Raw genomic sequence first — 8,631 nt, 5'->3', positions numbered from 1 at the left:
TGCCCGGCGCCGACCGGGCCGACGTGAAAGACGTAGCGCGCCATGCGTTCCAGGATCGGCCGGGCCTGGCCGACGTCGTCGTCGCTGCCGCCGACGCAGAAGGTCAGCGCACGCTTGGGCAATGCCTTGGCGCCGCCTTCCTCGCCGGTAATGGCGGCGTCCACGTAGCGCACGCCGCCGGTGGCCAGCCGGGCGGCGATGTCCTTGCTGCGGTCCGGGTAGCCGGAGGTGGTGTCGACCACCAGCAGGCCCTCGGCGGCGCCTTCCAGCAGGCCGCCCGGGCCGGTGCAGGCGGCGGCCACCGCCTCGGACTGCGGCAGCGACAGCAGCACCAGGGTGCTGGCCTCGGCCACGGCGCGGGCCGAGTTGTGGCCGGTCACGCCGGCGTGTTCGGCCGCGTTCGCGGTGCGCGCGCCGTCGAGGTCGAAGGCGTGCACGGCGTAGCCGTCCTGCGCCAGCAGCTGCGCCATGTTGGCGCCCAGGCTGCCCAGACCGATCACGCCGATGTGCTGGCTCATGACGGTTCTCCGCGGGTTCAGTAGGTGTGGGCGACGCCATCCACGACGCGGGCGTATTCGCCGCCGGCGGTGGTGGTGATGGCGAAATAGGAAAGCGGTGTGGTGCCGGTGTTGCGGATGCCGTGCACCAGGTTGCGCGGGATCACCACCGTCTGCCCGGCCTTGATCGGGTATTCGGCATAGTCGGGGCTGCCGGGCTCGCCCTTCAGGTACAGCCCCTCGCCCTCGACGATGACGAAGCAGTGGGCTGAGGCGGGGTGGGAGTGCGACTCGTTGGCCTGGCCCGGCAGCAGGTTCCAGGACACGATGCCCAGGTCCTCGCCGTCGGCGTACACCGGCACCACCGTTTCCTTGTCCGGCGGGTACGTGATGAACTGGCGCGGGTCGAGCGTGCCGGAGGGCAGCGTGTCCGGGGTGAGCATGCCGGGCAGGGGTTTCATGGCGCGAATCCTCGGGTGGGTGGCCGGCACTGGCCGGTCGGTCGTTAGGCGGCATATCATCGACGCCACCGCGGCAGCGAACAAGGGGGAGACACCATGGTCCACGATCAGCCGCAGCCGCTGACCGGTGCGTGCGTGTGGCAGGGCGACGCCTTCCGCCAGCCCGCCGACTGGGTCTACACCCTGTCCGCCGCGGCGCTGGCCGACATCGACCGCGCCATGCGGACGGTGCGCGACGCCGGACTGAGCCTGGACGCGGTGACACCGGCCCAGTTCGACCTGCCGGCGCTGGCGGACGACCTGGCCAGCATGGCCGACATCCTGCACACCGGGCGCGGCTTCGTGCGCTTGCAGGGCATCGACCGTGACCGTTACAGCGACGACGAGCTGGGCATCATCCTGTGGGGCCTGGGCACGCATCTGGGGGTGGGCGTGTCGCAAAGCCAGCGCGGCGACCGGCTCGGCCACGTGCAGGACCGTGGCGAGGTTGGCCGCTACTACGGCATCGGCGGGCCGATCGAGGTGCACATGGACCCGGTGGACGTGACCGGCCTCATGTGCCTGACGCCGGCCATGCGTGGCGGCGCCACGCCGCTGATGAGTTCGTTTGCCGTGCACAACGCCATCCTGGCCGAGCGACCGGACCTGCTGGCGGTGCTGTACCGCGGTTTCCATTACGGCAGCGAGACGGTGCTCAGCGGCAGTCCGCCGGCGTCCGAGCACCGCATTCCGGTGTTCAATTTCGTGGCCGGCGAACCGGACTGCTTTTTCCTGCCGGCGGCCATCCGCGGCCCCAACGGCGAGCCGCGTTCGCAGCTGCCGGCCATCGAGCAGGAGGCCATCGCCTACCTGCAGGCGGTGGCCAACCGGCCGGAAATGAAGATCGACATGGTGATCGAGCCGGCCACGGTGCAGTTCATCAACAACCGCGTCATCCTGCACGCGCGGGCCGACTACCAGGACTGGCCCGAGCCAGAGCGCAAGCGCCACCTGCTGCGCATGTGGGTCATGATGCCGTCCTGGCCCAGGCGTCCGCCGGAAGTGCAGATGCTGCGCAGCACCGACCGTGCCGGCGGCGGCATCGCCAAGGCCGAGGCCTGAACCGGCCGCCGCGGCGTCGGGCGCGACCGGACCCGCTCAGTACCACAGCCCGCCGGGGCGCCAGCGCGGCCGGCGCAGCACCGTGGGGCCCAGGTGATGCAGCGGGTCCCAGTCCGGAACCGGCGCCGGTTGCAGTGTCTGCGCCAGCGCCCGCAGGCGTTCGATGCGTGCCTGCGTCGGCGGGTGGCTGCGCAGCAGCGACGGGTCCGGCAGGCGCCGGCCGGGCAGCAGCAGGTGTTCAAGCCAGCGTCCCTGGCGCTGTTCGAGGTGCGCCAGCGCGTGCATCAGGCCTTCGGGATCACCGGTCAGCGCCGCGGCGCCGGCGTCGGCGTCGTACTCGCGGGTGCGTGACAGGGCCAGCTGCAGCAGCATGCCGAAGGTCGGCGCCAGCAGCAGCAGCGCCACGGCCCCCCAGCTGATGGTTGCCTGCCCCAGCAGCACCAGTGGCAGGTTCAGCAGGACCAGCAGCACGCCGACGTTCGACAGCAGGGCGGTCAGGCGGCTCATGAGGTCGGCCAGGCCCATCACCAGCATGTCGTGATTGCGTATGTGGGCGATCTCGTGCGCCAGCACCGCCACCACCTCGCGCGTCGGCAGGCCGCGCAGCAGCCCGGCGGTGAGCGCCACGGCGGCCGTCCTGGGCGTGCCGACGGTGAACGCGTTCAGCAGCGGACTGGGCACCAGGAACAGCGCCGGCGGCCGCGGCAGGCCGGCGCGTGCCGCCAGCACGTCCACCGCCTGGACCAGGCCGGGGGCCTGGGCGGCGTGAATGGGCTGTCCGCCGTACAGACGCAGCAGCAGCGCCGGGGCGATGCGCGGCGACAGCGCCAGCAGCACGCCGGTCAGCGCCAGCGCCCATACGGCGCCGACGGCGCCACCCAGCAGGCCGCCGAGCAGCCCGAGCAGCGCCGCCATGCCGGCCAGCAGCGCCAGCGCCTGCAGCGTGTTGCGGGCGCGGTGCGCCGGCACCTGGGTGGCCGCTGTCAGCGGCCCTGCCACTGCGGCGGGCGTTTTTCCAGGAACGCCGCCAGGCCTTCCTGTTTGTCCGCCGTTTCGCACAGGCCGGCCTGGGCGAACTTCTCCATCGCCAGGCCGGCCGCCAGGCTGCCTTCCATGCCGGCATGCACCATGGCTTTCATGTAGCGCGGCACCAGCGGGGCGAAACCGGCCAGGTGCTCGGCCATGTGCTGCACGGTGGCCAGCAGGTCGGCGTCGTCCACCAGGCGGGTCACCAGGCCGATATGCAGCGCCCGCTCGGCGTCGATCCGCTCGCCCATCAGCAGCATGTCGAGCGCCCAGGCGCGGCCGACCAGGCGTGGCAGGCGCTGCGTGGCGCCGCCGCCGGGGATGATGCCGAGCTTGCCCTCCGGGGTGGCAAAGCGCGCCCGCCGGCCGGCCACGCGCAGGTCGCAGCCGAGTGCCACTTCCAGCCCGCCGCCGAAACAGATGCCGTTGATGGCGGCGATGGTCGGCTTGGGGCAGCGTTCCAGGCGCTCGGCCACGCCCTGCACAATCGGCTCCAGCGCCTTGTTGAGGTCGCGGTGCACCACCTCGGCCAGGTCGGACCCGGCGGCGAATGCCTTGTCGCCGGCGCCGGTGATGGCCAGCACCCGCACCGACGGATCGTCGGCTGCGGCGGCGATGGCGGCGTGCAGCTCGTCCACCGTGGCCAGCGAGATGGCGTTCAGCTTGGCCGGGCGGTTGATGGTGATCAGCGCCAGCGGGCCGCGGGTCTCGTACAGCAGGTTCTCGAAGTGCATGGGGGCTCAGTCGGTCATGAGGCCGTGGCGGCGGTGCCAGTCGACCAGCGCCTCGTCCGGGTACTCGGGGAAATGGCGGTTGCCGGCATCCTCGGCCGGTATCGGAACCCAGGCCGGCTTGCTGTCGAGCATGATGTGGCAGCGCTCCGGCGGTGCCGGCAGCGGCGTGTCGATGCACGACGCGAACGGGTGCAGCAGCTCCGGCCAGCGCGGGTCCCACACCCACAGCGCGCTGCCGCATTCGCGGCAGAAATGCCGCTCGCCGGGGCTGCGCTCGCTGCGCGCGGGGTGGTCCATGAAGGCGCGGTAGACGCCGGTGTGTTCGCGGCCGTGGACCTGCAGGCTGTCCGCCTCGGCATGCAGGTTGATGGCAAAGCCGCCGCCACCCTGGGTTTTGCGGCAGATCGAGCAGTAGCAGTACATGTACGGATACGGCGCGTGGCTTTTCACCGAAAAGCGCACCGCGCCGCAGTGGCAGGAACCTTCGAGCAGCATGGTGGGTGTCTCCGCAGCATCGGGCCTGGGACCATGGTAGCGGCAAGCGGGTCGGCGCCTGTACCCTGCGCCGATGGATGAATCCTGCCAACTGGAATGGGCGCCGGGACGCGCCACAAGCGCCGTCTGGAGCCTGCCGGACACGTTCGGCGGTACGGCGGTGGTGCTGGCCCACGGCGCCGGCAACGACCTGCATCAGCCGTTGCTGGCGCATCTGGCGGGGGCGCTGCCGGCGCGCGGTGTGGCGGTGCTGCGCTTCAACTTCCCCTATGTCGATGCCGGGCGCCGCACGCCGGATGCGAACTCGCGCCTGTGCGCCACGTTCCGTGCGGCACTGGCCCTTGGACGCGAGCGCTTCGGTGGCGCGTTGCAGTGCCTGGTGGCCGGCGGCAAGTCCATGGGCGCGCGCGTCGCCGCTCAGCTGGCCAGCGAGGGCGAGGCGCTGGACCGTCTGCTGATACTGGGCTACCCGCTGCACGCCAGCGGCAGCGAGCGCCTGCGCGACCAGTACCTGCGCGCGGCGTACCAGCCGATGCTGTTCGTGCAGGGTGACCGTGATCCGATGTGCCGGCTGGAACTGCTGCGCCCGGTGCTGGCGGCGTTGGCGGCGCCGGTGGGCCTGCACGAGGTGCCCGGCGGCGACCACAGTTTCAAGCTGCCGGCAGCGCTGCGCGATCGGCAGGAGGCGACCTACCGCGCCATCGCGGCGGCGGTGGCGGACTGGCTGCCTGGCGTTTGATTGCCCGGTTGATGGCAGTCAAGCGGCGCTGATTCATCCGCGCCGGCCGCGGACCTTCAGGTAACAGATACCCCCTAAGGTATGGGCCCGGGCGGGACCGGGGTCCGGCCCGGGTCGCCGTGCCGGTACGCCGGAAATCGCTTTCAGTCGAGCAGCAGCGGAGTGCTGAATGTCTCCCCTTGAGCCCTATCTGCATACGCCGCGGGTGGCGTACTTCTCCATGGAAATCGCGCTGGAAAGCGCCATCCCCACCTACGCCGGTGGTCTGGGCGTGCTGGCCGGCGACACCGTGCGGGCCGCCGCCGATCTGGAGCTGCCGCTGGTGGCGGTCAGCCTGGTGTCGCGCGGCGGGCACTTTCGGCAGACCTTCGATCCAGCCGGGCGCCAGGTGGAACAGCCGGCACCGTGGGAGCCGCGTGAGCACGCCACGCCGCTGGCGGCCAAGGTGGCGCTGACGCTTGAGGAGCGCGAGGTGTGGGTCGGCGGCTGGCTGTATGTGCTGCAGGGCCACCTGGGCGGCACCCAGCCGGTGCTGCTGCTGGATACCGATCTTGACGAGAACCATCCCGACGACCGGCAGATCACGCACCGTCTGTATGGCGACGACGGGCCATACCGTCTCAAGCAGGAAGCGGTGCTGGGCATCGGCGGCGTGCGCCTGTTGCAGGCACTCGGCTTCCGGCTGCGCCAGTACCACATGAACGAGGGCCATTCGGCGCTGCTGGCGCTGGAGCTGCTGCGCCGCCACGCGCATCGGCCGGAGGAGCTGCGGCCGGGCGAATCTCCCTACGACGTGCCCATGGTGCGGGGTCTGTGCTGCTTCACCACCCACACCCCGGTCGAGGCCGGTCACGACCGGTTCAGTTACACCGTCGTCCAGCGCGTGCTGGACGATTTCATTCCGCTGGCCGTGCTCAAGCAGCTGGCCGGCGAGGACGCGCTGAACATGACGCGCCTGGCGCTGAACCTGAGCGAATACGTCAACGGCGTGGCGCAGCGCCATGCCGAGGTGTCGCGGCGCATGTTCCCCGGCTACCGGGTGCACGCGGTGACCAACGGCGTCCACCCGCACACCTGGACGGCGCCGCCGCTGCGCGCGCTGTACGACCGTTACCTGCCCGGTTGGTGTCACGAGCCGGAACTGCTGGTGCGCGCCGACTGCTGCGTGCCGCAGGCGGCGCTGCTGCAGGCGCACACCGAGGCCAAGCAGGCACTGATCGCGCTGGTCGGCGCGCGCACCGGCGTGACGCTGGACCCGGCCGCGCCGATCCTCGGCTTTGCCCGGCGCATGACCGCCTACAAGCGCCCGGACCTGCTGTTCAGCGACCTCGAACGGCTCAAGGCCATCGCCGGGACGCGTCCGTTCCAGGTGGTGCTGGCCGGCAAGGCGCACCCGCGCGACGAGGGCGGCAAACGGCTGATCGAGCAGCTGCACCGGCAGATCCGCCGGCTGGCCGGCAGCGTGAGCATGGCCTACCTGCCTGACTACGATCTCGACACGGCGCTGGCCATGGTGTCCGGCAGCGACGTGTGGCTGAACACGCCGTTGCCGCCCCTGGAGGCTTCCGGCACCAGCGGCATGAAGGCGGCCTTCAACGGCGTGCCCTCGCTGTCGGTGCTGGACGGCTGGTGGGTGGAGGGCTGCATCGAGGGGGTGACCGGCTGGAGTGTCGGTTCCGCCACGGAGGTCGGGCACGAGGCCGACGCCCGCGCCCTGTACGACAAGCTGGAGCAGGTGGTGCTGCCCCTGTTCTACGGCCAGCTCGGCGCGGCCGACGGCTGGGTGCGCTTGATGCAGGGCGCCATTGCCAAGAATGCCTCGTTCTTCAACAGCCACCGCATGATGCGCCGCTACGCCACCGAGGCGTACAGCACCTAGGCGAGCGCTGATCCACGCAGCGCCGGCCCGTGCCGCGTGACCCGTTGCCCACGCGATACGTGGTGACCACGCTACGCTAGCGGTCGGGCGGCACAATCGTCGCCCGGGCGCCGCAGCCAGGTCACAGGCAGGCGCCGGACCTGTCGGTACACACGCGCGGGACTGTTCGGTCCCGCAGGAGAGAGACGATGAAGACGCGAAATCTGCTGTTGGCCGCCATGGGTTCCCTGGCGCTGACCGGCGCCGTGCAGGCGCAAGGTGGCATGGGCATGCGCGGCGGCATGATGACGGGCGACGGCAAGGTCACCAAGGAGCAGTTCATGCAGCACGCCGAGGCGCGGTTTGCCCGCATGGACGCCAACAACGATGGCGTGATCGATGCCAGCGACCGTCAGCAGCTGCGCCAGCGCCTGCGTGAGTGTCGCGAGCTGATGGGCGGCATGGGCATGATGGGCGGCCCCATGGGCGCCATGCCCCCGGCGCAAGCGGAGTGACCGCGCGCCGCGGCGGCGGCGAAAATCGGGATTGGCACACATCTAAGAAGGGGATGACGGATGACGGCGGTGGACCCGGTCTGCGGCATGCAGGTGGATCAAGCGCGGGCGGCGGCCACGGCCGAGCACGCCGGCACGACCTGGTATTTCTGCTCCACCCGCTGCCATGACCGCTTCACCGCCGATCCGCAGGCATTCCTGAAGCCGCAGGGGAAGGGGGGCGGTTGCGGGCAGCACAAGGCACGCGGCGCGGCGCCACCGGCCGACCCCGAGGCCCTCTACACCTGCCCCATGCACCCGGAAGTGCAGCAGCGCGGCCCCGGCGACTGCCCGATCTGCGGCATGGCGCTGGAACCGATGCAGGTCACCGCCGAGCCGGAGGCGAACCCCGAACTCGACGACATGACGCGCCGTTTCTGGGTGGCGCTGGTGTTCGCGCTGCCGGTGCTGGTGCTGGCGATGGGCGGCATGGTGCCGGGGGTTGCCAGCCTGCTGCCGCACGGCGCCACCGGGCGCTGGCTGGAGCTGGCCTTCGCGACGCCGGTGGTGCTGTGGTGCGGCTGGCCGTTTTTCGTGCGGGGGGGCAAGTCCGTCGTCAGCCGCAACCTCAACATGTTCACGCTCATTGGCCTGGGCGTGGCGGTGGCCTATGGCTACAGCCTGGTGGCGACCCTGGCGCCCGGCGTCTTCCCGGCGGCGTTTCGCGGCCACGACGGTCAGGTGGGGGTGTACTTCGAGGCGGCGGCGGTGATCGTCACCCTGGTGCTGTTCGGGCAGGTGCTGGAGCTGCGCGCGCGCAGCGCCACCAACGCCGCCATCAAGGCGCTGCTGGGCCTGGCGCCGAAGACCGCGCGGCGCATCGGGCCGGATGGCAGCGAGGCCGACGTGCCGCTGGACGACGTGCAGGCTGGCGATCGCCTGCGCGTGCGTCCGGGGGAGAAGGTGCCGGTGGATGGCGCGGTGCTGGAAGGGCGCAGCGCGGTGGATGAATCCATGATCTCCGGCGAACCCATCCCGGTGGAAAAGAACCCCGGCGACGCGGTCATCGGCGCCACCGTCAACGGCACCGGCGCGCTGGTCATCGAGGCGCAGCACGTGGGCCGCGACACCGTGCTGTCGCGCATCGTGCAGATGGTGGCCGAGGCCAGCCGCTCGCGGGCGCCGATCCAGAACCTGGTGGACCGCGTGGCGGCCTGGTTCGTGCC

The 8,631-nt window shown here is 71.2% G+C and carries 10 protein-coding genes; 5 read left to right on the top strand and 5 right to left on the bottom strand.

Features of this window, described 5'->3' with window-relative positions; translation table 11 throughout:
• Both ABYX71_RS08715 and ABYX71_RS08710 read right to left on the bottom strand, forming a co-directional pair.
• The coding region (locus ABYX71_RS08715) for an NAD(P)-dependent oxidoreductase (RefSeq protein WP_372696108.1) at positions 1 to 575 on the bottom strand (575 nt) is incomplete at its 3' end.
• On the bottom strand, positions 536 to 958 hold the full coding sequence (locus ABYX71_RS08710; RefSeq protein ID WP_372696107.1) for a cupin domain-containing protein: 423 nt from the start codon (positions 956 to 958) through the stop codon (positions 536 to 538). The genes ABYX71_RS08710 and ABYX71_RS08715, both read right to left, overlap by 40 nt.
• Before the next feature lie 96 nt (positions 959 to 1,054).
• On the opposite strand from ABYX71_RS08710, the gene ABYX71_RS08705 reads away from it, so the two are divergent.
• The gene (locus tag ABYX71_RS08705) at positions 1,055 to 2,059 is read left to right on the top strand and encodes a TauD/TfdA family dioxygenase (protein WP_372696106.1); all 1,005 of its coding nucleotides are present in this window, start codon (positions 1,055 to 1,057) and stop codon (positions 2,057 to 2,059) included.
• 36 nt (positions 2,060 to 2,095) lie between these two features.
• On the opposite strand, the gene ABYX71_RS08700 is transcribed toward ABYX71_RS08705, so the two are convergent.
• From ABYX71_RS08700 to ABYX71_RS08690, 3 genes are read right to left on the bottom strand one after another with little or no spacing between them, the layout of a single operon-like run.
• A complete protein-coding gene (locus tag ABYX71_RS08700) occupies positions 2,096 to 3,058 on the bottom strand; it encodes a zinc metalloprotease HtpX (RefSeq protein ID WP_372696105.1) in 963 nt (320 codons plus the stop codon).
• The gene (locus ABYX71_RS08695; protein WP_372696104.1) at positions 3,043 to 3,819 is read right to left on the bottom strand and encodes an enoyl-CoA hydratase/isomerase family protein; all 777 of its coding nucleotides are present in this window, start codon (positions 3,817 to 3,819) and stop codon (positions 3,043 to 3,045) included. The genes ABYX71_RS08700 and ABYX71_RS08695 overlap by 16 nt, the downstream gene beginning before the upstream one ends.
• A gap of 6 nt (positions 3,820 to 3,825) precedes the next feature.
• The gene (locus tag ABYX71_RS08690) at positions 3,826 to 4,314 is read right to left on the bottom strand and encodes a GFA family protein (protein ID WP_372696103.1); all 489 of its coding nucleotides are present in this window, start codon (positions 4,312 to 4,314) and stop codon (positions 3,826 to 3,828) included.
• Between the two features lie 73 nt (positions 4,315 to 4,387).
• On the opposite strand from ABYX71_RS08690, the gene ABYX71_RS08685 reads away from it, so the two are divergent.
• The 4 genes from ABYX71_RS08685 to ABYX71_RS08670 form a co-directional block, all read left to right on the top strand.
• Positions 4,388 to 5,053: an alpha/beta family hydrolase gene (locus ABYX71_RS08685; protein ID WP_372696102.1), complete on the top strand. Its 666-nt coding sequence runs from the start codon at positions 4,388 to 4,390 to the stop codon at positions 5,051 to 5,053.
• 169 nt (positions 5,054 to 5,222) lie between these two features.
• Positions 5,223 to 6,932 (top strand): alpha-glucan family phosphorylase, encoded by a 1,710-nt coding sequence (gene glgP / locus ABYX71_RS08680; RefSeq protein WP_372696101.1) that lies wholly within the window; start codon positions 5,223 to 5,225, stop codon positions 6,930 to 6,932.
• Between the two features lie 188 nt (positions 6,933 to 7,120).
• The gene (locus ABYX71_RS08675; RefSeq protein ID WP_372696100.1) at positions 7,121 to 7,426 is read left to right on the top strand and encodes a hypothetical protein; all 306 of its coding nucleotides are present in this window, start codon (positions 7,121 to 7,123) and stop codon (positions 7,424 to 7,426) included.
• 60 nt (positions 7,427 to 7,486) lie between these two features.
• The coding region (locus ABYX71_RS08670) for a heavy metal-binding domain-containing protein (protein WP_372696099.1) at positions 7,487 to 8,631 on the top strand (1,145 nt) is incomplete at its 3' end.

Source organism: Immundisolibacter sp., assembly GCF_041625615.1.
Taxonomy (GTDB): Bacteria; Pseudomonadota; Gammaproteobacteria; order Immundisolibacterales; family Immundisolibacteraceae; genus Immundisolibacter.
Note: the sequence above shows the minus strand (reverse complement) of the source record. Positions and strands in the feature narration are given on the sequence as shown.

Coding starts and splice junctions, on each gene's coding strand:
- ABYX71_RS08710 (WP_372696107.1), bottom strand. CDS start 958: ATGAAACCCCTGCCCGGCATGCTCACCCCGGACACGCTGCCCTCCGGC.
- ABYX71_RS08705 (WP_372696106.1), top strand. CDS start 1,055: ATGGTCCACGATCAGCCGCAGCCGCTGACCGGTGCGTGCGTGTGGCAG.
- ABYX71_RS08695 (WP_372696104.1), bottom strand. CDS start 3,819: ATGCACTTCGAGAACCTGCTGTACGAGACCCGCGGCCCGCTGGCGCTG.
- ABYX71_RS08690 (WP_372696103.1), bottom strand. CDS start 4,314: ATGCTGCTCGAAGGTTCCTGCCACTGCGGCGCGGTGCGCTTTTCGGTG.
- ABYX71_RS08685 (WP_372696102.1), top strand. CDS start 4,388: ATGGATGAATCCTGCCAACTGGAATGGGCGCCGGGACGCGCCACAAGC.
- glgP (WP_372696101.1), top strand. CDS start 5,223: ATGTCTCCCCTTGAGCCCTATCTGCATACGCCGCGGGTGGCGTACTTC.
- ABYX71_RS08675 (WP_372696100.1), top strand. CDS start 7,121: ATGAAGACGCGAAATCTGCTGTTGGCCGCCATGGGTTCCCTGGCGCTG.